We start from the raw sequence: 25,482 nt of genomic DNA on the forward strand, positions 1-25,482 counted from the left end.
GGAATGGGGGCGCGCAACGCCCCCATTAAAGCAGATACATCAGGCCGTCTGGGCAACTACCTTGGCATGCCGCTGGGTCAGCGAAACCAGCAGGATGAACGCGGTCACCCCAGCGGTCATCAGGGTTTCATAGCGGTAGGCATCGCTGAACAGCATGTAGCCCAGCACCATGACGATGGTACCGATCACCAGCCAGGTCAACCATGGGAACAGCCACATCTTCAGCTCCAGCGGGCGCCCTTCACGGTCGGCGCGGGCACGCATGCGCAGCTGCGACACGGCAATCACCAGATACACCAGCAAGGCGATGGCGCCGGTGGTGGACAGCAAGAAGCCGAAGACCTTACCCGGGAACACATAGTTGACCAGGCACCCGGCAAAACCAGCCAGCGTCGAGAAGATGACCGCCACGGTCGGCACGCCCGAACCGGAGATACGCTTGGTCATGCTCAGTGCCTGGCCACGGGCGCCCAGCGAATAGAGCATGCGTGATGCGGTATACAAGCCCGAGTTCATGCAACTGGTCACCGCCACCAGTACCACCAGGTCGACCAGCAGCTTGGCGCCCGGCACGTTCAGCACTTCCAGCACGCGCTGGAACGAACCGACTGCCTTGAGCGCAGGGTCGTTCCAGGCTACCAGCGACACCACCAGGAAGATCGACGCCAGGTAGAAGATGGCGATGCGGTAGACCACCAGGTTGGTGGCACGGCGGATCTTGTCTTTCGGATTGGCGGTTTCGTCAGCGGCAATGGTGACGATTTCAGCGCCGAAGAACGAGAAGATGGTGATCAGCACGCCACCGAGCACAGTGCCAAACCCATTGGGCATGAAGCCGCCGTTTTCCCACAGCCGGCTGACCCCGGACACCTCGGCCAGCGGCCAGAAGCCGAATACCGCCAGGCTGCAGACCACGATGAAGGCAATGATCGCCACCACCTTGACCAGCGCGAACCAGTACTCGAAGGCGCCAAAGTTCTTCACGCTGATCAGGTTGGTACCCGACAGCACCAGCATGATCAGGAAGGCGAACAACCAGGACGGTACGCCTGGGAAGTAAGCATGCAGGATGTCGGCGCCTGCGATGGCCTCCACCGGAATGATCAGCACCCAGAACCACCAGTACAACCAGCCGATGGTAAAGCCCGCCCAAGGGCCGATGGCCTCAGAGGCGTAGGTGGAGAACGAGCCGCTGTTAGGGTTGGCGATGGCCATTTCGCCCAGCATGCGCATCACTAGCAATACCAGCAGGCCGGTCATGGCGTAGGAAATGAGAATGGCCGGGCCGGCCGTGGCGATGGCGTTTGAGGAACCAATGAACAAGCCAGCGCCGATGATACCGGCAATGGAGATCATGGAAACCTGACGGGAGGTCAGGCCGTGCTGCAGGGAACGCTGTTTCTTGTTGTCTTGCGAAGCCATGAAGAACCCTCGAATGGGTCGGCCGCGACAAAGCGGCTGAAGGTCGGAGCAGAATTCTTGTAAATTTCTGATAGTCGTTTTTGTTGTTTTGCAGATGCCGGAAGCGGGTACTGACCTCCTCTTCACATGACCGGTTGTAATCGTTGATCCAGGTCAGTATTAATCTATAGGCCGGGGTCAACAAACGACCTTTTCGAACCACATGATTCCGCTTTGGAATGAACTCCTTCCTTTTTTGCTCGGTATTTGCCTGTCATGTCCAAACGCCTGATGCCTTCGACCACCGCCCTTCAGTGCTTCGAAGCGGCCGCCCGCCACCTCAGCTTCACCCGCGCGGCCCAGGAACTGCACCTGACCCAGAGCGCCGTCAGCAAGCAGGTGGCGCAGCTCGAAGACATGCTGTCGCACTCGCTGTTCCAGCGCATTCGCCGGCGCCTGCACCTGACCCCGGCCGGCGCGCTGTACCTCACCGAAGTGAACAAGATCCTCACCCAGATCGATATTTCCAGCCGCTACATCCTCAGCTACGGCGACGAAACCGAAGTGTTGCGCATTGCCACCCAGCCTACTTTCGGTGCACGCTGGCTGGTGCCCAAACTCAAGGGTTTCGGCGATAGCTACCCACGTATTCACCTGGATGTGCGCAACGAACTGGAGCCATTCGACCTGGTGCAAGCCAAGGCCGACGTGGCCTTTTTCTTCGGCCAGGGCACCTGGCCTGGGGCAACCTGCATCGAGCTGTTCAGCGAAGAAGTGGTACCGGTGTGCAGCCCGCAGTTGCTGGCCAACCACCCCTTTGAAAGCGCCCAGGCACTGACCGAGCACCGCTTGTTGCAGTGCGTGTCGCGGCCGGAGGCCTGGCATGAATGGTTCCTGGGGTTGGGGCTACACAGCCAGAACAGCTACCACGGGCCGCGTTTCGACACGTTCTACCTGTGCATCCGCGCGGCGATTGCCGGCTGCGGTATCGCCCTGATTCCGCGCTACCTGGTGGCCGAGGAACTGAGCGAGGGCAAGCTGGTGGTGGCCTGGGACCACCCGGTGGCGAGCAACGGCAAGCACTTTATCGCGCATGCCGAGCATGCGGCCGAAGTGCCCAAGATCAGGGCCTTTGTGCAGTGGATTCGGGAGCGGGTGGCTGAGGGGGACTGATTTGACCTGTGCTGGCCTCTTCGCGGGCTTGCCCGCTCCCACAGGATCACCACAGGTTCGAACAATGTGCTTAACCTGTGGGAGCGGGCAAGCCCGCGAAGAGGCCCGCACAGGCAACACACATTCCGGCCAGATCACGAATTCAGGGAATGACCGCAATCGAATAATTCGTTTGCGGAATAACCTCCCGACACGCTTGGATAATAAGAAACTTGAACAAAGGTCCCGCGTGCCCATGAACCAGGAAAGTATCAGCCAATCCATCGCCATCGTTCACCCGATCACACTTTCCCATGGCCGCAATGCCGAAGTCTGGGACACCGACGGCAAACGTTACATCGACTTTGTCGGCGGTATCGGCGTGCTCAACCTGGGCCACTGCAACCCCGCCGTGGTCGAAGCGATCCAGGCCCAAGCCAGCCGCCTGACCCACTATGCCTTCAACGCCGCGCCCCATGGCCCGTACCTGGCGCTGATGGAACAGCTGAGCCAGTTCGTACCGGTCAGCTACCCGTTGGCCGGCATGCTCACCAACAGCGGTGCGGAAGCTGCAGAAAACGCCCTCAAAGTAGCCCGCGGTGCTACAGGCAAGCGCGCCATCATCGCCTTCGACGGCGGCTTCCACGGCCGCACCCTGGCCACCCTTAACCTCAACGGCAAGGTGGCACCGTACAAGCAACGGGTCGGCGAGCTGCCCGGGCCGGTGTACCACCTGCCCTACCCTGGCGCCGATACCGGGGTTACCTGCGAGCAGGCGCTCAAGGCCATGGAGCGCCTGTTCAGCGTGGAACTGGCCGTGGAAGACGTGGCAGCGTTCATCCTCGAACCGGTACAGGGCGAAGGCGGTTTCCTCGCCCTCGACCCGGCTTTCGCCCAGGCCCTGCGCCGCTTCTGCGACGAACACGGGATCCTGATCATCATCGACGAGATCCAGTCCGGCTTCGGCCGCACCGGCCAGCGCTTCGCTTTCCCGCGCCTTGGCATCGAGCCCGACCTGCTGCTGCTGGCCAAGAGCATCGCCGGCGGCATGCCGCTGGGGGCGGTGGTCGGGCGCAAGCAATTGATGGCAGCACTGCCCAAGGGCGGCCTCGGTGGCACCTATTCGGGCAACCCGATTGCCTGTGCGGCGGCGTTGGCCAGCCTGGCGCAGATGACCGACGAGAACATCGCCACCTGGGGTGAGCGCCAGGAGCAGGCCATCGTCAGCCGCCACCAGCGCTGGAAGGCTTCGGGCCTGAGCCCGTACATCGGCCGACTGACGGGCGTGGGCGCCATGCGCGGCATCGAATTCGTCAATGCCGACGGCAGCCCGGCGCCGGCGCAGCTGGCCAAGGTGATGGAGTCGGCGCGGGCCAAAGGCTTACTGCTGATGCCCAGCGGCAAGGCGCGGCACATCATTCGCCTGTTGGCACCGCTGACCATCGAGGCCGAGGTGCTCGAGGAAGGGCTGGATATCCTCGAGCAGTGCCTGGTGGAGCTGAACTGAGGTTTACAGGCCCAGTTCTTCCGGGGTAAGCATGTCGGATTCGAAGGCGATCCAGCCGCCTTCGAGTTCGGCGTGGCCGTTGACGATCGGGCCGTAGTAGGTCAGGCCGTTCTCCAGGGTCACGCAGATGTGCGTGGCCTGTTTTTCAGGGGCCGCGAGCGTACCGACGAAATGCACCTTCTTCAGGGTTTCGGTCACCGCTTCCAGACCCACGCGCATGCTGGGGTTTTCCGAAGCCTCGATATCTCCGCCACGGTCTTCAGCGCTGATGGTCACGGTGGCGGTGTACGGGTACTTGGTGCTCAAACGGGGATACCTCAGTGGGTGTGTAGGCGTAAGGGCGCGTAGAGTACGGCAGGCGGTCTCTGTTGTCTCTACAGGTGATCTGAATGCCCCGATCTGTTAGGGTGCCCGCCGATGCACGCCACACCACACGAGGATCCCGAGTGAGCGCCGAAGAACCCCTGATCGCCGACCTGTTCGATGTCGACAAACGCCTGTCCCTCAAGCCCGTCGTGGACTTCAACAGCTACCTGCGCAACGCCTTCGGCGAAGGCCCTTGCCGCTGCCACCGCTGCACTGAAGGTGGCGACGAAAGCACCTACAGCCACGCCCACACCTTCACCTTCGACAGCGGCCAGTGGCACCGCCGCTTCGCCAGCACCTCGGGCAGCGATGTCGCCCAGGTACTGAAAAAGGCCTGGCTGTCGTATACCAAGGCCGACCTCAACCTGGTCGGCACACTGGACCTGGCCACCCTCAAGACCTTCACCGAAGCCGACCTGCACCCGCGCCTGCTGGCCCTGCTGGCGGCCAGCGGCCTGGCCCGTGAAGTGAATGGCCAGTGGATGCTGCAAGCCCAGGCCGACTGACGGCCCGGCGGCAGGGCAGGATTCCACCGGTCTGCTAACGTGGTGGAATCCGCCCATTCGCAGGTAGTCCGCCATGGCCCGCACAACGCCCATCGAGCTGTACCGCAATATCGGCATCGTCGCCCACGTGGACGCCGGCAAGACCACCACTACCGAGCGGATCCTGTTCTACACCGGGGTCAACCACAAGATGGGCGAGGTGCACGATGGCGCGGCGACCATGGACTGGATGGCCCAGGAGCAGGAACGCGGCATCACCATCACCTCGGCGGCGACCACGGCGTTCTGGCAAGGCTCGACCAAGCAGTTTGAGCACAAGTACCGCTTCAACATCATCGACACCCCTGGCCACGTCGACTTCACCATCGAGGTGGAGCGCTCGTTGCGCGTGCTCGATGGCGCAGTGGTGGTATTCAGCGGTGCTGACGGGGTAGAGCCACAGTCCGAGACGGTCTGGCGCCAAGCCAACAAATACCATGTGCCACGCCTGGCCTACATCAACAAGATGGACCGCCAGGGTGCCGACTTCCTGCGTGTGGTCAAGCAGATCGACCAGCGCCTGGGGCACCACCCGGTACCGATCCAGCTGGCCATCGGCAGCGAGGAGAACTTCATCGGCCAGATCGACCTGGTGAAGATGAAGGCCATCTACTGGAACGACGCTGACCACGGCACCAGCTACCGCGAAGAAGACATACCCGCCGAACTGCAGACGCTCGCCGACGAATGGCGCGCGCACATGATAGAAGCAGCCGCCGAGGCCAATGACGAACTGCTCAACAAGTTTCTTGAAGGCGAAGAGCTGAGCATCGAAGAGATCAAGGCCGGATTGCGCAAACGCACCATCGCCAACGAAATCGTGCCGACCATCCTCGGCTCCTCTTTCAAGAACAAGGGCGTACCGCTGATGCTCGATGCGGTAATCGACTACCTGCCCGCCCCGTCGGAAATCCCTGCCATTCGCGGCACAGACCCGGACGATGAAGACAAGCACCTGGAACGGCACGCCGACGACAAAGAGCCGTTCTCGGCCCTGGCTTTCAAGATTGCCACCGACCCGTTCGTCGGCACACTCACCTTTGCCCGCGTTTACTCCGGCGTGCTCAGCTCGGGCAACGCGGTACTCAACTCGGTCAAAGGCAAGAAGGAACGCATCGGCCGTATGGTGCAAATGCATGCCAACCAGCGTGCCGAAATCAAGGACGTGTGCGCCGGCGACATCGCCGCGCTGATCGGCATGAAGGACGTGACCACCGGCGACACCCTGTGCGACATGGACAAACCGATCATCCTCGAGCGCATGGACTTCCCTGACCCGGTGATTTCCGTGGCCGTGGAGCCCAAGACCAAGGCCGACCAGGAAAAAATGGGCATCGCCCTGGGCAAGCTGGCCCAGGAAGACCCATCGTTTCGCGTACGTACCGATGAGGAAACCGGCCAGACCATCATCTCGGGCATGGGCGAATTGCACCTGGACATCATCGTCGACCGCATGCGCCGCGAGTTCAACGTCGAAGCCAACATCGGCAAGCCGCAGGTGGCCTACCGGGAAAAAATCCGCAACACCTGCGAGATCGAGGGGCGTTTTGTGCGCCAGTCCGGCGGACGTGGCCAGTATGGCCATTGCTGGATCCGTTTCGCCCCCGGCGACGAAGGCAAGGAAGGCCTCGAGTTCATCAACGAGATCGTTGGCGGCGTGGTACCGCGCGAGTACATCCCGGCGATCCAGAAGGGTATCGAGGAGCAGATGAAGAACGGCGTGCTTGCCGGCTATCCGCTGATCAGCCTCAAGGCCGCCGTGTTCGACGGTTCGTACCACGATGTCGACTCCAACGAAATGGCCTACAAGATCGCGGCTTCAATGGCCACCAAGCAGCTGTCGCAGAAAGGCGGCGCGGTGTTGCTGGAACCGGTGATGAAAGTGGAGGTGGTGACGCCGGAGGAATACCAGGGTGACATTCTGGGCGACCTCAGCCGGCGCCGCGGGATGATCCAGGACGGTGACGAAACACCGGCCGGCAAGGTGATCCGTGCCGAGGTGCCGTTGGGCGAAATGTTCGGCTACGCCACCTCGATGCGTTCGATGACCCAGGGCCGGGCCAGCTTCTCGATGGAGTTCACCCGCTATGCCGAGGCACCGGCGAGCATCGCCGATGGCATCGTCAAGAAGAACCGCGGGGAGTAAGCGGCTCCCCTGTACCGGCCCCTTCGCGGCTAAAGCCGCTCTCACAAGGGATCGCATACCCCTGTGGGAGCGGCTTTAGCCGCGAAGGGGCCGGTACAGGCCACAATCAGGCTCAGTGCTGCTCACCTGCCCGCTTCAATAGCTTCTTGCACCGCTCTGACAAATGCACCACGCGCAAATGCTTGCCCGCCTTCGCATACCGCTCTCGCAAGGTCTTGAGCGCCGCAACCGCCGAATAGTCGACAAAGCTCAAATGCTGGCAATCCAGCGTGACCTGGGTCGGGTCCTGGGCCGGGTCAAACTGGTTGAGGAACGAGGCGGTCGAGGCGAAGAACAGCGTGCCATGCACCTGATAACGTTTGCCGCCCTCGGCGTCCTCATGGCTGTCGGCGTACAGCTCCCGCGCATGCTGCCAGGCAAAGTTGAGCGCCGCGATGATGATGCCGAACAGCACTGCCATGGCCAAGTCGGTAAACACCGTCACAACGGTCACCGCAATGATCGCCAGCACATCGTTCACCGGCACCTTGTGCAGCACGCGCAGCGACGCCCAGGCGAAGGTCTGCTGGGCCACCACGAACATCACCCCGACCAGCGCCGCCAGCGGAATACGCTCGATCAGCGGCGACAGGAACAGCACGAACAGCAAGATCATCACCCCGGCCACCACCCCCGACAACCGGCCACGGCCATTGGAGCTAAGGTTGATCACCGTCTGCCCGATCATCGCGCAACCGCCCATGCCACCGCACAGGCCCGAAACCATGTTTGCCGCCCCCAGCGCCACGCACTCGCGGTCCGGGAAGCCACGGCTCTCGGTCACTTCATCGGTCAGGTTGAGGGTGAGCAAGGTCTCCAGCAGGCCGACCATGGCCATCAGTACGGCGTAGGGGGCGATGATCTTCAGGGTTTCCAGGTTCCAGGGCACATCCGGTAGCGCCAGCCCCGGCAGGCCACCGGCGATGTGCGCCATGTCGCCCAGGGTGCGGGTAGGCAGGTCGAGCAGGTACACCAGCAGGCCAACGCCCAGGATCGCCACCAGCGCTGGCGGCACCGCACGGGTCAGTTTCGGCAGCACGTAGACCACGGCCATGGTCAGTGCCACCAGGCCGATCATCAGGTACAGCGGCGCGCCACTGAGCCAGTGCTCACCGTCCTTGAAATGCTCCAGCTGCGCCATGGCAATGACGATGGCCAAGCCGTTGACGAAGCCGAGCATGACCGGGTACGGCACCAGGCGCACCAGCTTGCCCAGGCGCAACAGGCCGAACAGGATCATCACCACGCCACCCAGCAGCACCGTGGCCAGCAGATACTGCGCGCCGTGCTGCACCACCAGCGCAACGATCACCACCGCCATCGAGCCGGCAGCGCCGGAAATCATCCCCGGTCGTCCGCCAAACAGCGCCGTGAGGGTACAGATGATGAAAGCGCCATACAGGCCCATCAGCGGGTTGAGGTGAGCCACCAGGGCAAAGGCGATGCACTCGGGCACCAGGGCGAACGAGGTGGTCAAGCCGGCGAGCAGGTCGGCGCGTAATCGGGCGGGCTTCATGGGCTTCCTGTGGGGCAGTGCGGGCGGACGTTACAAAAACGAGGGCCGCGATGTTACGGAATTTGTCTGACAGCGGCCACCGTTCAGCGCACCCGCTCCCGGCTCTGCACTGCCAGGTCCAGCGCGCGCTGCATGTCCAGGCGCGCCGAACGCCCCAGGTCGGGGTGGTTCAGGCGCCCACCACGCTCCGAAGGCAAGATCGGCGCCGTCAGGTCTTCGGCATCCATCGCCTCGAAATCCTGCTCGGTGCCCAGGGTCAGGGCACTGCGCCGCAACAGCATGCGCACCTCTTCCGGGGTGAGGGCCGGGTTGATCGACAGCATCGCTGCCACGGTGGCAGTCACCAGGGGTGTTGCGTACGATGTGCCGCAATGCGCAGCCGCGGCAGCCGCCGGGCGTATGCAGGCAGCAGCACTGACATCCACGCGCATGTCGATGTTGGAACTGTGGCGCTTGCGCACATGGTCGGGGGCTTCTACCGCCGTCGCCTTGTCGCTGCGCTGGTGCCCGCCCACCACCAGCAGTTGTTCGGTGATGAACGACGACGGCAGGCGGTATTCATCGGTACCTGACCACGACGCACCGTTGCCCGCCGAATTCACCACCACCACATCCGGGTGCTCTTTGCGCAGCCAGAGGAAGAACTCCTCAAGCAACTCCTCGTAGCCACTCATCGCCAGCCCGGAACGCACCAGCGAATCGACCTCATCACCGTTGACGTCGCGTGCGCCGACCCGGTGGATGCCCCAGCTCCAGTTCAGCACCCGCACGCCATCCTCGACCAGGTTGACCGATGCAGCGATGTTGGCGGTGATACCTGCATCCGAGTTGCGCTCTACAATCACCTCGAAGCCAGGGCTGTGCTTGCCCAGCCCCGGCAAAAAACCCTCACCCTGCGCGGCGAGAATGCCTGCGACATGGCTACCGTGGCTTGTCGGGCGATCACCGTCGCGAGCATACACACACGTCTGACCCTGTTCGCAGCCGCCTCGGTATTGGCTGAACCCCGGGGCGTCAAAGTCCACTTCACGCTCGATTACCCCGACCCGCACGGGCTGCACCGGCAAGCGCGAGGCGCCAATCCGTCGCTGGTAGAAATACAGCGCGTCCATGAAGCGGTTGGCGGCCCATTCATCCGCTTGGTCGATGGCCCTGGTGTCGCGGCCGCTGCCCTCTTCCCCACCCTCCGGGGCGGACTCCTCGACAATTACGGCATCCACGCTGACCTCACTGCCCATGCGCAGGATCATCGCGTCACGCTGCACCAGGTCATCCACCGGCAAGCGCAGCTGATAGACATTCAGCGGCGGTATGGCACCGACAACCTGGGCGCCGTATTTACCGGCAATGCGCCGGGCCTCGCCAAGGCCGTCGTGTTGTTCTTCGATCAACAGGCTGACCAGGTCGACATAGGTAGTCAGGCCATCCATGTTCTTCGCCACTTCGTCAGGCCCTGCGGCGACAACATGACTGCGCTGGCGGGTTAGCCATATCGGGTTGCTGGTGCGGCCATCATATTCCAGCCAAAGGGGCGCGCTGCGCTGGGCTTTTTTCGCCAGGTTCAGGGTAAGCCGGTCACCTTTGCGCTCGATATCGGCTGTTGGCAGTCGCACACCGCCCAGCCATACCTTTGGCACATCTGCACCGAGCCCCTCGGCACGCAGGCACCATTGCTGCCCGCCTTCGCCGAGCAGGTCGCCGCAGCGCTGCAGTTGCTTGATGCGCAGCCCATCAGCTGCTGCCTCTGCACCAAGGCTACAAAGCCACAACAGCAAGAACAGGCCACCCCTCATGCGATCACCCCATGCACTCCCTCTGAGTGCGACTGACGGGACAACTCAAAGGTTCATCTACGGCCAGCAACTGCCTTGTCGCGGGCAAGCCATTCAGCCATGGAAGCATCCTCCAGCGCGTACTCGCCACGATTGGCCTTCCACACCAGCTCCTTGTCGCGCAGAGCATCGAGGGCCTTCTGTACGTTAGGCGTATTGGCGTTGACTTCTGCCTGGGCCTGCTCCAGCTTGCGTCTGATGTCGATCAAGGTCTGCTCTGTGAACGGCGAGAACGGATGTCGGCCTAGCGTGCGCTCGGCCATTACCTCAAGCACCGCCTGCTGCAACGGCGAAAGCTCGTTCCAGGCACTTTCGTAGTCACTCCAGACACCAGCCTGATGGCTGAGCGCCCCAGTGCGCAGCAGATCGCCCAAGTTGCCCGCCTCACCCAGGCCGACGCTGACTTCGGCCAACAGCTTGTTGAGCATTTCCGGGCGACGGCCGACCAGCTCGAAAGCGGACGCCAGGTCCTCTACCTTGAACTGATTGCTATCGGCCAGGCGCCGGTTCCACAAACCCGTGATGAATTCGACATATTCACGCCCCAGTAACGGGAACGGCGTGATGGTGGCACCAAAGAACGGCTGCTTGCTCTTAAGTACCAGGTTGGCCAGCTTGTCGCGGCTGGAGCCTGTGAACACCAGGCGCAAGCCGTCCGGACAGTCGCCACGGTTGAGGTGGTCACGCGCGGCTTTCAGCCCGAACATGGCATTGAGGCCATCTTCGCTGTTAAGGGCGTGCTGAGCCTCGTCGATGATCAGCACTACCATCTGCCCTGACACTTGATGCAGCACGGAAAGTGCCTGCGCCAAGGTAGTACCCGCAGGCAGTTGCGGGCGGGTGAAATCCCAGCTCAGGGTGCGCAGCAGGTTTATTTTTTCGATACCAGCCTTTTTCGCGGTCCTGGCCAGCGCACCTTCGAAACTGGCCAGCGCAGTGCCGATGGCGCCACTGATGAGCTGCGCCGGGGCCGCGTTGCGGTCCGACCACAGGTCCACGTAAACCGGTCGCCAGCCGCGCCGTACGCATTCCGGTATCAAGTCGTTGTTGAGGAAGGTGCTCTTGCCCGTGCGCCGAGGCGCGGCCAGGAACATGCCAGCGCTGTAATCGATCAGCGACTCGCCTGCCAGGTCTTGGGCCAGAGCGTTGGCCAGTTGATCACGGCGCAGGAGCGGGCGAACAGGAGACATGTCATTATCCTCAATTATCTTGCCTACTATAATTTATAGCCTACAAGATAAATAAGGATAATACGACCTTCTGAACAGCGCCGGCGTGATCCAGATCCGGCAGGAAGCCGGCAAATTTGCCATCATGTTCATTCCACCTGCGGAGATCATGGACATGCCGCTACGCCCCCTTTTCACCTCCCTGCTGCTGCTTGCCAGCCTCGCCGCCCAGGCTGCCACCGAAGTGGTGCCGCTGCAGCACCGCGCCAGCGCCGAACTGCTGCCTGCCGCGCAGGCATTCATCGGCAAAGACGGCACGGTGAACGCCTTCGAGAACAAGCTGATCGTCAACGCCAGCCCCGAACGCATCGGCGACCTGCGCGCCTTGCTGCAACAGCTGGACACCGCTCCCAAGCGCCTGCTGATCAGCGTGGACAACAACGACAGCAACTTCCAGGACAACCGCGGCAACGCACGCGTCATCCACTACGGCACCAGCAACCGTGACGGCGGCATGCAGCAGGTTCAGGCCAGCGAAGGCCAGCCCGCGCTCATTCAGGTTGGCCAGAGCATCCCGATTACCAGCACCAGCACTGACGGCTATGGGCGCATAGAGAGCAACACCGAATACCGCAACGTGACCCAGGGCTTCTACGTCACGCCAAGCTTGAGCGGTGACACGGTTCGTCTGCAAATCAGCACCAATAATGACCGCATCAGCCAGGAACGTGCAGATGTAGTGAAAGTGCAAAGTACCGACACGACAGTCACCGGAAAGCTCGGCGAATGGATCACCCTGGCAGGCTACAACCAGCAGAGCCAAGCCGAGCGGAGCGCGTCAAGCCGCAGTTACAGCACCCAGCGCGGTGAAAACATGACTTTGCGGGTAAAAGTCGACCTTCTCGACTGATCCCAGGCAATTCAAGGCCTCGACCAAAGGCCTTGAAACTGACTGACAAGTCGCATTAGACCAAAGATGTAGTAAGCGAAAAAAACCACTACAAAACATTTGACAGGGTCTTTTTCCCAAGGGCATGATGGCCTCGCTCCCGCTAATCAGGGGCCCTGGCAAGGGCCTTCGAGGCGTGCTCCTCCCACCCCTGGAGGCGCCTCGTGTCTATACGGCCCACAAGGCGGTTCGACGGGATTGCGACTGCAACGAAGAAGTTGTCCCGAGGGACGGAAGCGCATCACCGCAGTACTGGCAATCGCGTAGCACCGCAGCAAGGCAACCACGAGCCGACCTGCCGGAGCACACCTTCGCCTGGCCTGCCCACCCTTCCTCCTTCGAGCCTTCGCGTTCGCCGCCGCACTCCTTAGAACAGGACAGCCGCCAAGCGCCCTGATCTGCACCCGAGCATCAGCACAATTAACCCAAGATCGATGCGACGAGGTTTATTTCCATGGCACTGACACGCGAACAGCAAATTGCAGCCCTCGAGAAAGATTGGGCCGAGAACCCGCGCTGGAAAGGCGTGACCCGTACCTACACCGCCGCTGATGTCGTTCGCCTGCGTGGCTCCCTGCAGCCAGAGCACACCCTGGCCCGCCAAGGTGCAGAAAAACTGTGGAAGCTGGTCACCCAAGGTGCCCACCCGTCCTTCCGCCCAGAAAAAGATTTCGTCAACTGCATGGGCGCCCTGACCGGTGGCCAGGCAGTACAGCAGGTAAAGGCTGGCATCCAGGCCATCTACCTGTCCGGCTGGCAGGTTGCCGCCGACAACAACTCGGCCGAGTCGATGTACCCTGACCAGTCACTGTACCCGGTTGACTCGGTACCGACCGTGGTCAAGCGCATCAACAACTCGTTCCGCCGCGCCGACCAGATCCAGTGGAAAGCCGGCAAGAACCCGGGCGACGAAGGCTACATCGACTACTTCGCGCCGATCGTCGCTGACGCCGAAGCCGGTTTCGGTGGCGTACTGAACGCCTACGAGCTGATGAAGAACATGATCGAAGCAGGCGCCGCTGGCGTGCACTTCGAAGACCAGCTGGCCTCGGTCAAAAAATGCGGCCACATGGGCGGCAAGGTCCTGGTACCGACCCAGGAAGCCGTACAGAAGCTGGTGGCCGCGCGCCTGGCAGCTGACGTGTCGGGCGTACCGACCATCATCCTGGCCCGTACCGACGCCAACGCCGCCGACCTGCTGACCAGCGACTGCGACCCGTACGACCAGCCGTTTGTGATTGGCGAGCGTACCCGTGAAGGCTTCTACAAGGTCCGCGCCGGCCTCGACCAGGCCATCTCCCGCGGCCTGGCCTACGCGCCATACGCCGACCTGATCTGGTGCGAAACCGCCAAGCCGGACCTGGACGAAGCCCGTCGCTTCGCCGAAGCGATCAAGAAGGAGTACCCGGACCAGATCCTGTCGTACAACTGCTCGCCTTCCTTCAACTGGAAGAAGAACCTGGACGACGCCACCATCGCCAAATTCCAGCGCGAGCTGTCGGCCATGGGCTACAAGCACCAGTTCATCACCCTGGCGGGCATCCACAACATGTGGCACGGCATGTTCAACCTGGCACACGACTACGCCCGCAACGACATGACCGCCTACGTGAAGCTGCAAGAGCAGGAGTTCGCTGACGCCAGCAAAGGCTACACCTTCGTGGCGCACCAGCAGGAAGTGGGTACCGGTTACTTCGATGACATGACCACCGTGATCCAGGGTGGCGCATCGTCGGTAACGGCCCTGACCGGTTCGACCGAGGAGGAGCAGTTCCACTGATAGTGGGCTGCTGTTGAACGAAGGCCCGGGGCTTGTGAAAGCTCCGGGCTTTCTTTTTGACGTGCCTTTGAAAATGCGCCTGGGCTGAGAGGTTTTCGCCACAGCATCTTCAGCGCCCGCGAGACCGAGCGCCGCACGGGCGGCGCTCGATCTCACAGGCGCCGTATTCTTTTCGGCTAGCCCATAACAGCCCTAATACAACCCAAGGCATCACCAGCAAACCCCACAATCAGGTCTATGCTTGAGGCAGCACAGCAGCAAGGACCGCCCATGCCTCGTCCAAGCCACCTGATGATTCTGGCCCTGGCCGCCGCCGCCCTCTATATATATGCACTGGCCAGCGACAATACCCTGCTCGCCCTGCTGGCCAAACCCGTTCCCGTCCTGGCGCTTGTCGCCTGGCTGCGCGGCGCCCCGGCCACACCTTATCGCAAGTGGATCTCGATCGGCCTGGGCTTCTCTGTACTCGGCGACATACTGCTGGCCATCCCCGCCGACCTGTTCGTGTTCGGCCTGGCCGCCTTCCTCTGTGCCCACCTGGCTTACCTGCGCGGCTATTGCGGCATTACCCTGCGCCCCGCCCTGCCCGCACTGATCTGCAGCGCCATCACCGGCATCGCGCTGTTCGGCGTACTGGCCAGCCACGGCCTCGGCCCGTTGCTGATCCCTGTCGCGTTGTACGCCCTGGCCATCAGCGCCATGCTCTGGCGCGCCCTGGCCTGTGGTGGGCTGGCCGCAATCGGCGCCGGCCTGTTCGTGCTCTCCGACAGCATGATCGGCATCGACCGCTTCGTCAGCCCGTTCGCCGCCGCTCCGTACCTGATCATCCTCACCTACTGGCTCGGCCAGTGGGCGATTGCTGCATCAGCCAGTCACCGATCAACCGATAAAGTATTGACCCAGAGCGGTGCGCGCACCGTCGGAAGCTGTTAGAACAGGAGTCTTTCGCATTTGCAAGTAGGGGGGAGTCGCCAGATGAACTTTACAAGGCACAGAACAGCCAAATTATATAGCACCAGGTCAAATGATATTAATTATCATTCCGAAAGTTGTAATTCGTTACCAGTCGCAAGAAACATAATTAACAAAACCGCACGCAATGCCCGAATATCAAGGCTTTCAGCCATTTACGAGTGCCTTTTGTTCTTAATCCTACGAATAAATTTGCGACAGAAATTTTACTTGCTACGGGTTTACCCATAAAATCAGCGCGATTGATTCAGCTGCGACATTTGGTCACTGCACCTGCGACACCACGTCGCCGCTCTACTTATTTCAGACTGCAGAGCTGGGTCTCTGTATAAGGATCTCTAGCATGTCCGATTCGGCAGGACTCATCGCCCACAACTGGGGCTTTGCCATCTTCCTCCTGGGTGTCGTCGGCCTGTGTGCCTTCATGCTCGGCCTGTCCAGCCTGCTCGGTAGCAAGGCCTGGGGTCGCGCCAAGAACGAACCCTTCGAATCCGGCATGCTGCCCGTCGGCAGCGCCCGCCTGCGCCTGTCCGCCAAATTCTATCTGGTCGCGATGCTGTTCGTGATCTTCGATATCGAAGCCCTCTTTCTCTTTGCATGGTCTGTGTCCGTCCGCGAAAGCGGCTGGACCGGGTTCGTCGAAGCTCTCGTTTTCATAGCAATTCTGTTGGCAGGTCTTGTCTACCTATGGCGCGTCGGTGCTCTTGATTGGGCTCCCGAAGGTCGCCGCAAGCGGCAAGCGAAGCTGAAACAATGAGGCTTTGGCAATGCAATACAATCTCACCAGAATCGATCCGGATGCGCCTAACGAGCAGTACCCGGTAGGTGAACGGGAAACCGTCACCGACCAACTGCTAGAGGACCAGGTCCACAAGAACATCTACATGGGGAAACTCGAAGATGTGCTGCGTGGCGCGGTCAACTGGGGTCGCAAGAACTCCCTCTGGCCGTACAACTTCGGCCTGTCCTGCTGCTACGTGGAAATGACCACGGCCTTCACGGCGCCCCACGACATCGCCCGCTTCGGCGCCGAAGTCATCCGGGCCTCGCCGCGTCAGGCCGACTTCATGGTCATCGCCGGTACCTGCTTCATCAAGATGGCGCCGATCATTCAGCGCCTGTACGAGCAGATGCTCGAGCCGAAGTGGGTCATCTCCATGGGCTCGTGCGCCAACTCCGGTGGCATGTACGACATCTACTCGGTCGTTCAGGGGGTCGACAAGTTCCTCCCCGTGGACGTCTATGTGCCTGGCTGCCCGCCACGCCCTGAGGCTTTCCTGCAAGGCTTGATGCTGTTGCAGGAGTCGATCGGCCAAGAACGACGCCCGCTTTCCTGGGTTGTTGGTGATCAAGGTATTTACCGTGCCGAGATGCCAGCCCAGAAAGACCTGCGTCGTGAGCAGCGCATTGCAGTAACCAACCTGCGCAGCCCCGACGAAGTCTGATCCAGCGACCTGCCGCCCGCTCCCCCTGGAGCCGGCGGCCTGGCTTCATTCTTAACGTTGACCCAAAGCGACCGAGACCATGACAGCGGACAACGCTATTTTCATTCCGCCCTACAAGGCTGACGACCAGGATGTGGTCGTCGAACTGAACAACCGTTTTGGCGCCGAAGCATTCGTCGCCCAGGAAACCCGCACCGGCATGCCTGTGCTGTGGGTCAAACGCGCCCAGCTCAAAGAGGTGCTCAGCTTCCTGCGCGGTGTCGCCAAGCCTTACAGCATGCTGTACGACCTGCACGGCGTCGACGAACGCCTGCGTACCCAGCGCCGTGGCCTGCCGGCCGCCGACTTCAGCGTGTTCTACCACCTGCTGTCGATCGAGCGTAACAGCGACGTGATGATCAAGGTGTCGCTGAGCGAAGGCGACCTGAACCTGCCGACCGTGACCGGTATCTGGCCAAACGCCAACTGGTACGAACGCGAAGTGTGGGACATGTTCGGCATCGACTTTGCCGGCCACCCGCACCTCAGCCGCATCATGATGCCGCCCACCTGGGAAGGCCACCCGCTGCGCAAGGACTACCCGGCCCGTGCCACCGAGTTCGACCCCTACAGCCTGACCCTGGCCAAGCAACAGCTTGAAGAAGAGTCGGCGCGCTTCAACCCGGAAGCCTGGGGCATGAAGCGTCAGGGCGCCAACGAGGACTACATGTTCCTCAACCTCGGCCCCAACCACCCTTCGGCGCACGGTGCGTTCCGTATCGTCCTGCAGCTGGACGGTGAAGAGATCGTCGACTGCGTACCGGACATCGGTTACCACCACCGTGGCGCCGAGAAAATGGCCGAGCGCCAGTCCTGGCACAGCTTCATCCCCTACACCGACCGTATCGACTACCTCGGCGGGGTAATGAACAACCTGCCGTACGTGCTGGCGGTGGAAAAGCTGGCGGGCATCAAGGTGCCGCAGAAGGTCGACGTGATTCGCGTGATGCTGGCCGAGTTCTTCCGCATCACCAGCCACCTGCTGTTCCTGGGTACCTACATCCAGGACGTGGGCGCCATGACCCCGGTGTTCTTCACCTTCACCGACCGCCAGCGCGCCTACACCGTAATCGAAGCGATCACCGGTTTCCGCCTGCACCCGGCCTGGTACCGCATTGGTGGCGTCGCCCACGACCTGCCGCGCGGCTGGGAGAAACTGGTCAAGGACTTCGTAGACTGGCTGCCCAAGCGCCTCGACGAGTACACCAAGGCTGCCCTGCAGAACAGCATCCTCAAGGGCCGTACCATTGGCGTTGCCGCGTACAACACCAAGGAAGCCCTGGAATGGGGCACCACCGGTGCCGGCCTGCGCTCCACCGGTTGCGATTTCGACCTGCGCAAAGCCCGCCCCTACTCCGGCTACGAGAACTTCGAGTTTGAAGTACCGCTGGCCCACAACGGCGATGCCTATGATCGCTGCATGGTCCGTGTCGAGGAGATGCGCCAGAGTATCCGCATCATCGACCAGTGCCTGCGCAACATGCCGGAAGGCCCGTACAAGGCGGATCACCCGCTGACCACGCCGCCACCGAAAGAGCGCACCCTGCAGCACATCGAGACCCTCATCACGCACTTCCTGCAAGTCTCGTGGGGCCCGGTCATGCCGGCCAACGAGTCGTTCCAGATGATCGAGGCGACCAAGGGCATCAACAGTTACTACCTGACGAGCGATGGCGGCACCATGAGCTACCGCACCCGGATCCGTACCCCGAGCTACCCGCACCTGCAGCAGATCCCTTCGGTGATCAAAGGCAGCATGGTCGCCGACCTCATTGCGTACCTGGGCAGTATCGACTTCGTTATGGCTGACGTGGACCGCTAAGCATGAACAGCACGCTTATCCAGACAGACCGTTTCGCCCTGAGCGAAACAGAGCGCTCGGCCATCGAGCACGAAATGCATCACTACGAGGACCCGCGAGCGGCGTCCATCGAAGCCCTGAAGATCGTCCAGAAGGAACGTGGCTGGGTGCCGGACGGCGCCATCCACGCCATCGGCGAGGTACTGGGCATCCCGGCCAGCGACGTCGAGGGTGTAGCCACCTTCTACAGCCAGATCTTCCGCCAGCCGGTTGGCCGCCACATCATTCGCGTGTGCGACAGCATGGTCTGCTACATCGGCGGCCATGAATCGGTCGTCAGCCAGATCCAGAGCGAGCTGGGCATCGGCCTCGGCCAGACCACCGCCGACGGCCGCTTCACCCTGCTGCCGGTGTGCTGCCTGGGCAACTGCGACAAGGCCCCGGCGCTGATGATCGACGACGACACCTTTGGCGACGTGCAGCCCGCTGGCGTCACCAAGCTGCTGGAGGGTTACGTATGACCATTACTTCCTTCGGCCCGGCCAACCGCATTGCGCGCACCGCCGAAACCCACCCGCTGACCTGGCGCCTGCGTGACGACGGCGAGCCGGTATGGCTTGCCGAGTACCAGGCCAAGAACGGCTACGCTGCTGCCCGCAAGGCGCTGGGCGAGATGTCGCAAGACGACATCGTGCAGACCGTGAAGGACTCCGGCCTCAAGGGCCGCGGTGGCGCAGGCTTCCCCACTGGCGTGAAGTGGGGCCTGATGCCCAAAGACGAATCCATGAACATCCGCTACCTGCTGTGCAACGCGGACGAAATGGAGCCCAACACCTGGAAGGACCGCATGCTGATGGAGCAACAGCCCCATCTGTTGGTCGAGGGCATGCTGATCAGCGCCCGCGCCCTGAAGGCCTACCGTGGCTACATCTTCCTGCGTGGCGAATACACCACTGCTGCGAAAAACCTCAACCGCGCCATTGATGAAGCCAAGGCCGCCGGCCTGCTGGGCAAGAACATTCTGGGCTCCGGTTTTGATTTCGAGCTGTTCGTGCACACCGGTGCCGGCCGCTACATCTGCGGTGAAGAAACCGCACTGATCAACTCGCTGGAAGGCCGCCGCGCCAACCCGCGCTCCAAGCCGCCCTTCCCTGCCGCCGTGGGCGTATGGGGCAAGCCGACTTGCGTGAACAACGTCGAAACCCTGTGCAACGTGCCGGCCATCGTCGCCAACGGCAACGACTGGTACAAGTCGCTGGCCCGCGAAGGCAGCGAAGACCACGGCACCAAGCTGATGGGCTTCTCTGGCAAGGTGAAGAACCCGGGCCTGTGGGAGCTGCCGTTCGGCGTCACCGCCCGCGAGCTGTTCGAAGACTACGCCGGTGGCATGCGCGACGGCTTCAAGCTCAAGTGCTGGCAGCCAGGCGGCGCCGGTACCGGCTTCCTGCTGCCCGAGCACCTCGACGCGCAAATGTACGCCGGCGGCATCGCCAAGGTCGGCACCCGTATGGGTACTGGCCTGGCCATGGCGGTAGACGACAGCGTCAACATGGTCTCGCTGCTGCGCAACATGGAAGAGTTCTTCGCCCGCGAGTCGTGCGGCTGGTGCACGCCATGCCGTGACGGCCTGCCGTGGAGCGTGAAGATGCTGCGCGCACTGGAAAACGGCCAAGGCCGTGCCGAAGACATCGAGACGCTTCTGGGGCTGGTCAACTTCCTCGGCCCAGGCCGTACCTTCTGTGCTCACGCACCGGGTGCCGTCGAGCCGCTGGGCAGTGCCATCAAATACTTCCGGTCCGAGTTCGAGGCCGGTGTCGCCCCAGCATCCGCTGGTGACACCCTGCGCCCAAACCTGGCCAAGCCAATCCAGGCCGGGCCGATCGTGGTCGGCGCATAACAAGATGATTAGGCGGGTGGTCCGTGCCACTCGCCAGCTTGCCGACAGGCCCGATTCATTCGCGGCGTGTCGCAAGCCCACCGATTTCCATTAGCCACGCCCGCTCACGCGGGCCAACGAAGAACTTTGAACAATGGCCACTATCCACGTAGACGGCAAAGCGCTCGAAGTCAACGGTGCAGACAACCTGTTACAGGCATGTCTGTCGCTAGGCCTCGACATCCCTTATTTCTGCTGGCACCCGGCGCTTGGTAGCGTTGGCGCCTGCCGGCAGTGCGCGGTCAAGCAGTACACCGACGAGAACGACACCCGTGGTCGTATCGTCATGTCCTGCATGACCCCTGCCTCCGACGGCACCTGGATTTCCATCGAAGATGACGAGTCCAAGGCGTTTCGCGCAAGCGTCGTCGAATGGCTGATGACCAACCACCCGCACGACTGCCCGGTGTGCGAGGAAGGCGGTCACTGCCACCTGCAAGACATGACGGTAATGACCGGCCACAACGAGCGCCGCTACCGTTTCACCAAGCGTACCCACCAGAACCAGGACCTCGGCCCGTTCATCGCCCATGAGATGAACCGCTGCATCGCCTGCTACCGCTGCGTGCGCTACTACAAGGACTACGCCGGCGGTACCGACCTGGGCGTATACGGCGCTCACGACAACGTGTACTTCGGCCGCGTCGAAGACGGTGTGCTGGAAAGCGAATTTTCCGGCAACCTGACCGAGGTATGCCCGACCGGTGTGTTCACCGACAAGACCCACTCCGAGCGCTACAACCGTAAGTGGGACATGCAGTTTGCCCCAAGCATCTGCCATGGCTGCTCCAGCGGCTGCAACATCAGCCCGGGCGAGCGTTACGGCGAACTGCGCCGGATCGAAAACCGCTTCAACGGCTCGGTCAACCAGTACTTCCTGTGCGACCGTGGCCGCTTCGGTTACGGCTACGTCAACCGCAAGGATCGCCCACGCCAGCCACACCTGGCCGACGGCACCAAGCTGGGCCTGGACGCCGCCCTGGACAAGGCCGCCGACCTGCTGCGCGGCCGTACCATCGTCGGTATCGGCTCGCCACGCGCCAGCCTCGAAAGCAACTACGGCCTGCGTGAGCTGGTCGGCGCCGAGTACTTCTACTCCGGCATGGAAGCAGGCGAACTGGCCCGCGTGCGCCTGGCCCTGAACGTGCTGAACAACAGCCCGCTGCCGGTACCAACCCTGCGCGACATCGAAGACCACGACGCCGTGTTCGTGCTTGGTGAAGACCTGACCCAGACCGCTGCCCGCGTCGCCTTGGCCGTGCGCCAGGCCACCAAAGGCAAGGCCGAAGCCATGGCCGAAGCGATGAAAGTGCAGCCGTGGCTCGACGCGGCTGTGAAGAACATCGGCCAGCACGCGCTGTACCCGCTGTTCATCGCCTCCCTGGCTGAAACCAAGCTGGACGACGTCGCCGAAGAATGCGTGCACGCCGCCCCGGCCGACCTGGCCCGCATCGGTTTCGCCGTGGCCCATGCCATCGACCCGAGCGCACCTGCGGTTGCCGGCCTGGACGACGAAGCCAAGGCCCTGGCCCAGCGCATCGCCGACTCCTTGGTCGCTGCCAAGCGCCCACTGGTCGTTGCCGGTACTTCCCTGGCCGACCCGGCGCTGATCGAAGCCGCCGCCAACATCGCCAAGGCCCTGAAGCTGCGCGAGAAGAACGGCTCGCTGAGCCTGGTGGTGCCTGAGGCCAACAGCATCGGCCTGGCCATGCTCGGTGGCGAGTCCGTCGATGCCGCGCTGGACGCGGTCATCAGCGGCAAGGCCGACGCCATCGTCGTGCTGGAAAACGACCTGTACGCCCGCGTACCGGCCGCCAAGGTCGACGCTGCCCTGGCTGCAGCCAAGGTGGTGATCGTTGCCGACCACTCCAAAACCGCCACGGTCGACCGTGCCCACCTGGTACTGCCAGCGGCCTCGTTCGCCGAAGGCGACGGTACCCTGGTCAGCCAGGAAGGCCGTGCCCAGCGCTTCTTCCAGGTGTTCGACCCGCAGTACCTGGACAGCAGCATCCTGATTCACGAAGGCTGGCGCTGGATGCACGCCCTGCGTGCCACCCTGCTGAACAAGCCGGTCGACTGGACCCAGCTGGACCACGTTACCAGCGCCTGCGCCGAAGCCGTCCCGCAACTGGCCGGCATCGTCAACGCTGCGCCAAGCGCCGCGTTCCGCATCAAGGGCATGAAGCTGGCCCGCGAGCCGCTGCGCTATTCCGGCCGTACCGCCATGCGCGCCAACATCAGCGTGCACGAACCGCGCACCCCGCAAGACAAGGACACCGCGTTCGCCTTCTCCATGGAAGGTTACTCGGGCTCCGCCGAACCGCGCCAGCAGGTGCCGTTCGCCTGGTCGCCGGGCTGGAACTCGCCGCAAGCCTGGAACAAGTTCCAGGACGAGGTCGGTGGCCACCTGCGTGCCGGTGACCCGGGCGTACGCCTGATCGAATCGCAAGGCGACCGCCTGAGCTGGTTCAACGCCATTCCGGGTGCCTTCAACCCGACCCGTGGCACCTGGACTGCCGTGCCGTTCTTCCACCTGTTCGGCAGCGAAGAAAGCTCGTCGCGCGCCGCCCCGGTGCAAGAGCGCATCCCGGCTGCCTACGTGGCCCTGGCCAAGTCCGAAGCCGACCGCCTGGGTGTTAACGACGGTGCCCTGCTGAGCCTGAACGTTGCGGGTGTGGCCCTGCGCCTGCCGCTGCGTATCAATGAAGAGCTGGGCGCTGGCCTGGTCGCGCTGCCGAAAGGCCTGGCCGGCATTCCGCCTGCCATCTTCGGTGCATCCGTCGAAGGCCTGCAGGAGGCAGCACAATGAGCTGGTTCACCCCCGAAGTGATCGATGTGATCATCCAGGTCGTCAAGGCTATCGTGGTGCTGCTGGCCGTAGTGGTCTGCGGCGCCCTGCTCAGCTTCGTCGAGCGCCGCCTGCTGGGCTGGTGGCAGGACCGCTACGGTCCTAACCGTGTCGGCCCGTTCGGCATGTTCCAGATCGCCGCCGACATGCTGAAGATGTTCTTCAAGGAAGACTGGAACCCGCCCTTCGTCGACAAGATGATCTTCACCCTGGCACCGGTCGTGGCCATGAGCGCCCTGCTGATCGGCTTCTCGATCATCCCGATCACACCGGGCTGGGGCGTTGCCGACCTGAACATCGGCCTGCTGTTCTTCTTCGCCATGGCCGGCCTGTCGGTCTACGCGGTGCTGTTCGCCGGCTGGTCGTCGAACAACAAGTACGCCCTGCTGGGCAGCTTGCGTGCTTCGGCACAGACCGTGTCGTACGAAGTGTTCCTGGGCCTGGCGCTGATGGGCGTAGTGGTGCAGGTAGGCTCGTTCAACATGCGCGACATCGTCGAGTACCAGGCGCAGAACCTGTGGTTCATCATTCCGCAGTTCTTCGGCTTCTGCACCTTCTTCATCGCTGGCGTCGCCGTGACTCACCGTCACCCGTTCGACCAGCCAGAAGCGGAACAGGAACTGGCCGACGGCTACCACATCGAGTATGCCGGCATGAAATGGGGCATGTTCTTCGTCGGTGAGTACATCGGCATCATCCTCATCTCGGCGCTGCTGGTAACCCTGTTCTTCGGTGGCTGGCACGGCCCGTTCGGCATCCTGCCGCAAGTGCCGTTCCTGTGGTTCGCCCTGAAGACCGCGTTCTTCATCATGCTGTTCATCCTGCTGCGCGCCTCTATCCCGCGCCCACGCTATGACCAGGTGATGGACTTCAGCTGGAAGTTCTGCCTGCCGCTGACCCTGATCAATTTGCTGGTGACCGCTGCGATCGTGCTCTACAACACGCCAGCCGTCGCGGCCCAGTGAGGATTTGACCCATGTTCAAGTATATCGGCGACATCGTTAAGGGCACCGGCACACAGCTGCGCAGCCTGGCAATGGTGTTCTCCCACGGGTTCCGCAAGCGCGACACCCTGCAGTACCCCGAAGAACCCGTGTACCTGCCGCCGCGTTACCGCGGCCGCATCGTCCTCACCCGCGACCCCGATGGCGAGGAGCGCTGCGTAGCGTGCAACCTCTGCGCGGTGGCCTGCCCGGTTGGCTGCATCTCGCTGCAGAAGGCCGAGGCCGAGGATGGACGCTGGTACCCGGAATTCTTCCGCATCAACTTCTCGCGTTGCATTTTCTGCGGCCTGTGTGAAGAAGCGTGCCCGACCACCGCGATCCAGCTGACTCCGGATTTCGAAATGGCCGAGTTCAAGCGTCAGGACCTGGTGTACGAGAAAGAAGATCTGCTGATCTCCGGCCCCGGCAAAAACCCTGACTACAACTTCTACCGTGTTGCGGGTATGGCAATCGCTGGCAAGCCGAAAGGCGCTGCGCAGAACGAAGCCGAACCGATCAACGTGAAGAGCTTGCTCCCATAAGGACAGAAAGATGGAATTCGCTTTCTACTTCGCATCCGGGATTGCCGTGGTCTCCACCCTTCGGGTGGTGACCGGCACAAACCCCGTGCACGCCTTGCTTTACCTGATCATTTCGCTGATTTCCGTGGCCATGATCTTCTTCGCCCTGGGTGCGCCGTTCGCCGGTGCCCTGGAAGTGATCGCCTACGCCGGCGCCATCATGGTGCTGTTCGTGTTCGTGGTGATGATGCTCAACCTGGGGCCGGCTTCGGTCGCCCAGGAGCGCGGCTGGCTCAAGCCTGGCATCTGGGCAGGGCCGGTAATCCTCGGCACCCTGCTGCTGCTGGAACTGCTGTACGTGCTGTTCGTCGCCCCAAGCGGCGCGGGCATCAGCGGTACCACCGTGGGCCCGAAAGAAGTGGGCATCAGCCTGTTCGGGCCGTACCTGCTGGTGGTCGAACTGGCCTCGATGCTGCTGCTGGCTGCAGCCGTCACCGCCTTCCACCTGGGCCGCAACGAGGCGAAGGAGTAAATC

21 protein-coding genes are annotated in these 25,482 nt (G+C 62.4%); 16 read left to right on the forward strand and 5 right to left on the reverse strand.

The features are described from left to right. Positions 1–39 precede the first annotated feature (39 nt). The gene (locus tag JOY50_RS06905; RefSeq protein WP_016498761.1) at positions 40–1,422 is read right to left on the reverse strand and encodes an amino acid permease; all 1,383 of its coding nucleotides are present in this window, start codon (positions 1,420–1,422) and stop codon (positions 40–42) included. Positions 1,423–1,677: 255 nt separating this feature from the next. On the opposite strand from JOY50_RS06905, the gene gcvA reads away from it, so the two are divergent. Both gcvA and JOY50_RS06915 read left to right on the forward strand, forming a co-directional pair. Then, positions 1,678–2,574: a transcriptional regulator GcvA gene (gene gcvA / locus JOY50_RS06910; protein WP_132841937.1), complete on the forward strand. Its 897-nt coding sequence runs from the start codon at positions 1,678–1,680 to the stop codon at positions 2,572–2,574. Positions 2,575–2,809: 235 nt separating this feature from the next. Further along, complete coding sequence (locus tag JOY50_RS06915) at positions 2,810–4,060, forward strand: aspartate aminotransferase family protein (RefSeq protein WP_132841939.1); 1,251 nt, start codon at positions 2,810–2,812, stop codon at positions 4,058–4,060. Positions 4,061–4,063: 3 nt separating this feature from the next. Here JOY50_RS06915 and JOY50_RS06920 read toward each other — a convergent pair whose 3' ends face one another. Then, positions 4,064–4,366, reverse strand: coding sequence for a hypothetical protein (locus JOY50_RS06920; RefSeq protein ID WP_028613358.1), 303 nt, complete (start codon positions 4,364–4,366; stop codon positions 4,064–4,066). A 140-nt stretch (positions 4,367–4,506) separates the two neighbouring features. On the opposite strand from JOY50_RS06920, the gene JOY50_RS06925 reads away from it, so the two are divergent. Both JOY50_RS06925 and fusA read left to right on the forward strand, forming a co-directional pair. Further along, on the forward strand, positions 4,507–4,932 hold the full coding sequence (locus JOY50_RS06925) for a hypothetical protein (RefSeq protein WP_132841941.1): 426 nt from the start codon (positions 4,507–4,509) through the stop codon (positions 4,930–4,932). 73 nt (positions 4,933–5,005) lie between these two features. Next, positions 5,006–7,117 (forward strand): elongation factor G, encoded by a 2,112-nt coding sequence (gene fusA, locus JOY50_RS06930; RefSeq protein WP_132841943.1) that lies wholly within the window; start codon positions 5,006–5,008, stop codon positions 7,115–7,117. A 112-nt stretch (positions 7,118–7,229) separates the two neighbouring features. On the opposite strand, the gene JOY50_RS06935 is transcribed toward fusA, so the two are convergent. From JOY50_RS06935 to JOY50_RS06945, 3 genes are all read right to left on the reverse strand, one after another. Beyond that, on the reverse strand, positions 7,230–8,672 hold the full coding sequence (locus JOY50_RS06935) for a SulP family inorganic anion transporter (protein ID WP_132841945.1): 1,443 nt from the start codon (positions 8,670–8,672) through the stop codon (positions 7,230–7,232). Between the two features lie 83 nt (positions 8,673–8,755). Continuing rightward, entirely contained in the window at positions 8,756–10,465 is a 1,710-nt protein-coding gene (locus tag JOY50_RS06940; protein WP_243054977.1) for a S8/S53 family peptidase, read from the reverse strand. 53 nt (positions 10,466–10,518) lie between these two features. Beyond that, the gene (locus tag JOY50_RS06945; RefSeq protein ID WP_132841949.1) at positions 10,519–11,694 is read right to left on the reverse strand and encodes a hypothetical protein; all 1,176 of its coding nucleotides are present in this window, start codon (positions 11,692–11,694) and stop codon (positions 10,519–10,521) included. Between the two features lie 124 nt (positions 11,695–11,818). Here JOY50_RS06945 and JOY50_RS06950 point away from each other — a divergent pair, with 124 nt between their 5' ends. From JOY50_RS06950 to nuoJ, 12 genes are all read left to right on the forward strand, one after another. Further along, the gene (locus JOY50_RS06950) at positions 11,819–12,583 is read left to right on the forward strand and encodes a secretin N-terminal domain-containing protein (RefSeq protein ID WP_243054996.1); all 765 of its coding nucleotides are present in this window, start codon (positions 11,819–11,821) and stop codon (positions 12,581–12,583) included. A gap of 493 nt (positions 12,584–13,076) precedes the next feature. Then, the gene (gene aceA, locus JOY50_RS06955) at positions 13,077–14,402 is read left to right on the forward strand and encodes an isocitrate lyase (protein ID WP_012273289.1); all 1,326 of its coding nucleotides are present in this window, start codon (positions 13,077–13,079) and stop codon (positions 14,400–14,402) included. 270 nt (positions 14,403–14,672) lie between these two features. Continuing rightward, positions 14,673–15,335, forward strand: a complete 663-nt coding sequence (locus tag JOY50_RS06960) for a lysoplasmalogenase (protein ID WP_243054978.1) — start codon at positions 14,673–14,675, stop codon at positions 15,333–15,335. A gap of 382 nt (positions 15,336–15,717) precedes the next feature. After that, positions 15,718–16,131 carry an NADH-quinone oxidoreductase subunit A gene (locus tag JOY50_RS06965; protein WP_003251427.1) on the forward strand — a complete coding sequence of 138 codons (414 nt, stop codon included), beginning with the start codon at positions 15,718–15,720 and terminating at the stop codon, positions 16,129–16,131. Between the two features lie 10 nt (positions 16,132–16,141). Continuing rightward, positions 16,142–16,819 carry an NADH-quinone oxidoreductase subunit B family protein gene (locus JOY50_RS06970; RefSeq protein WP_012313769.1) on the forward strand — a complete coding sequence of 226 codons (678 nt, stop codon included), beginning with the start codon at positions 16,142–16,144 and terminating at the stop codon, positions 16,817–16,819. Between the two features lie 79 nt (positions 16,820–16,898). After that, the gene (nuoC, locus tag JOY50_RS06975; RefSeq protein WP_016498752.1) at positions 16,899–18,680 is read left to right on the forward strand and encodes an NADH-quinone oxidoreductase subunit C/D; all 1,782 of its coding nucleotides are present in this window, start codon (positions 16,899–16,901) and stop codon (positions 18,678–18,680) included. 2 nt (positions 18,681–18,682) lie between these two features. Continuing rightward, positions 18,683–19,180, forward strand: coding sequence for an NADH-quinone oxidoreductase subunit NuoE (gene nuoE / locus JOY50_RS06980; RefSeq protein WP_012273294.1), 498 nt, complete (start codon positions 18,683–18,685; stop codon positions 19,178–19,180). Next, positions 19,177–20,556, forward strand: coding sequence for an NADH-quinone oxidoreductase subunit NuoF (nuoF, locus tag JOY50_RS06985; protein ID WP_132841955.1), 1,380 nt, complete (start codon positions 19,177–19,179; stop codon positions 20,554–20,556). The genes nuoE and nuoF overlap by 4 nt, the downstream gene beginning before the upstream one ends. Before the next feature lie 133 nt (positions 20,557–20,689). Beyond that, positions 20,690–23,404, forward strand: coding sequence for an NADH-quinone oxidoreductase subunit NuoG (gene nuoG, locus JOY50_RS06990; protein ID WP_132841957.1), 2,715 nt, complete (start codon positions 20,690–20,692; stop codon positions 23,402–23,404). Beyond that, on the forward strand, positions 23,401–24,408 hold the full coding sequence (gene nuoH, locus JOY50_RS06995) for an NADH-quinone oxidoreductase subunit NuoH (RefSeq protein ID WP_012273297.1): 1,008 nt from the start codon (positions 23,401–23,403) through the stop codon (positions 24,406–24,408). The genes nuoG and nuoH overlap by 4 nt, the downstream gene beginning before the upstream one ends. 11 nt (positions 24,409–24,419) lie before the next feature. Next, a complete protein-coding gene (nuoI, locus tag JOY50_RS07000) occupies positions 24,420–24,968 on the forward strand; it encodes an NADH-quinone oxidoreductase subunit NuoI (RefSeq protein ID WP_243054979.1) in 549 nt (182 codons plus the stop codon). A 10-nt stretch (positions 24,969–24,978) separates the two neighbouring features. Beyond that, complete coding sequence (gene nuoJ, locus JOY50_RS07005) at positions 24,979–25,479, forward strand: NADH-quinone oxidoreductase subunit J (protein WP_019470483.1); 501 nt, start codon at positions 24,979–24,981, stop codon at positions 25,477–25,479. Positions 25,480–25,482: the final 3 nt, after the last annotated feature.

Origin of the sequence: Pseudomonas sp. BP01 (genome assembly GCF_022760795.1) — a bacterium.
Classification (GTDB): Bacteria; Pseudomonadota; Gammaproteobacteria; order Pseudomonadales; family Pseudomonadaceae; genus Aquipseudomonas; species Aquipseudomonas putida_Q.

Bases quoted from the DNA above. Each gene is read 5' to 3' on its own strand.
- JOY50_RS06970 (WP_012313769.1), top strand. From the start codon at position 16,142: ATGCAATACAATCTCACCAGAATCGATCCGGATGCGCCTAACGAGCAG.
- JOY50_RS06915 (WP_132841939.1), top strand. From the start codon at position 2,810: ATGAACCAGGAAAGTATCAGCCAATCCATCGCCATCGTTCACCCGATC.
- fusA (WP_132841943.1), top strand. From the start codon at position 5,006: ATGGCCCGCACAACGCCCATCGAGCTGTACCGCAATATCGGCATCGTC.
- JOY50_RS06965 (WP_003251427.1), top strand. From the start codon at position 15,718: ATGTCCGATTCGGCAGGACTCATCGCCCACAACTGGGGCTTTGCCATC.
- nuoH (WP_012273297.1), top strand. From the start codon at position 23,401: ATGAGCTGGTTCACCCCCGAAGTGATCGATGTGATCATCCAGGTCGTC.
- JOY50_RS06945 (WP_132841949.1), bottom strand. From the start codon at position 11,694: ATGTCTCCTGTTCGCCCGCTCCTGCGCCGTGATCAACTGGCCAACGCT.
- nuoI (WP_243054979.1), top strand. From the start codon at position 24,420: ATGTTCAAGTATATCGGCGACATCGTTAAGGGCACCGGCACACAGCTG.
- JOY50_RS06935 (WP_132841945.1), bottom strand. From the start codon at position 8,672: ATGAAGCCCGCCCGATTACGCGCCGACCTGCTCGCCGGCTTGACCACC.
- gcvA (WP_132841937.1), top strand. From the start codon at position 1,678: ATGTCCAAACGCCTGATGCCTTCGACCACCGCCCTTCAGTGCTTCGAA.
- nuoG (WP_132841957.1), top strand. From the start codon at position 20,690: ATGGCCACTATCCACGTAGACGGCAAAGCGCTCGAAGTCAACGGTGCA.
- JOY50_RS06940 (WP_243054977.1), bottom strand. From the start codon at position 10,465: ATGAGGGGTGGCCTGTTCTTGCTGTTGTGGCTTTGTAGCCTTGGTGCA.
- nuoF (WP_132841955.1), top strand. From the start codon at position 19,177: ATGACCATTACTTCCTTCGGCCCGGCCAACCGCATTGCGCGCACCGCC.
- aceA (WP_012273289.1), top strand. From the start codon at position 13,077: ATGGCACTGACACGCGAACAGCAAATTGCAGCCCTCGAGAAAGATTGG.
- nuoE (WP_012273294.1), top strand. From the start codon at position 18,683: ATGAACAGCACGCTTATCCAGACAGACCGTTTCGCCCTGAGCGAAACA.
- nuoC (WP_016498752.1), top strand. From the start codon at position 16,899: ATGACAGCGGACAACGCTATTTTCATTCCGCCCTACAAGGCTGACGAC.
- JOY50_RS06960 (WP_243054978.1), top strand. From the start codon at position 14,673: ATGCCTCGTCCAAGCCACCTGATGATTCTGGCCCTGGCCGCCGCCGCC.
- JOY50_RS06905 (WP_016498761.1), bottom strand. From the start codon at position 1,422: ATGGCTTCGCAAGACAACAAGAAACAGCGTTCCCTGCAGCACGGCCTG.
- JOY50_RS06950 (WP_243054996.1), top strand. From the start codon at position 11,819: ATGTTCATTCCACCTGCGGAGATCATGGACATGCCGCTACGCCCCCTT.
- nuoJ (WP_019470483.1), top strand. From the start codon at position 24,979: ATGGAATTCGCTTTCTACTTCGCATCCGGGATTGCCGTGGTCTCCACC.